Annotated in this window: 1 protein-coding gene; it reads right to left on the bottom strand. The window is 49.5% G+C overall.

Annotation, left to right across the window (positions count from 1 at the left end):
• A partial coding sequence (locus A3739_RS23830; RefSeq protein WP_197472531.1) for an enoyl-CoA hydratase/isomerase family protein occupies positions 1-663 on the bottom strand: 663 nt, incomplete at both ends.

Genomic DNA, 663 nt, shown 5'->3' with positions numbered 1-663 from the left:
CGATATCCACCTGAAGACTTTCTACCATCACAGACAAGATCGCTTCAGGCGCAGGTAAAACACCTTTCGTTTTGTCGCGCATCATTGCCGGTGCTATCGGTAGCATCTTCGCGAGTGCAGGATTAGTTGGTTTACCGCCAGGTACTTTATAGCCTTTCACATCATACGGCTGCTGAACTTTCGGGTTCGCTTTGATAAATGCAATCGCTGCATCAACAAGCTCGTCTTCAGACGCGACGATCTCATCGATCAACCCCAGCTCTTTACCTTTCTCTGGCTTAAACTGCTTGCCTTCTGTCAGGTATGGCAAAGCAGCTTGCAGACCAAGCAATCGTGACATGCGCACAACGCCGCCCCCACCAGGAAGCAAGCCAAGCGTCACTTCAGGTAAGCCGAGCTTCACGCCTTCGCTGACAGATATTCTGTGATGACAGGCAAGTGCTAATTCCCAACCGCCACCAAGCGCTGCACCATTAATACAGGCAACAACCGGCTTGCCACAGGTTTCGAGATAACGCATCGACACTTTAATGCTCTGTACCATGTCGTATAACTGCTGCGCATTTTCTCGCTGCGTCGCGAACAAATCATCAAGATTACCGCCGGCAAAAAATGTTGTCTTATTCGAACGAAATACCACACCGTCGAAATCATCACCCTTAA

This window comes from Oleiphilus sp. HI0067, assembly GCF_001635735.1.
This window is presented reverse-complemented; position numbering and strand designations above follow the sequence as displayed.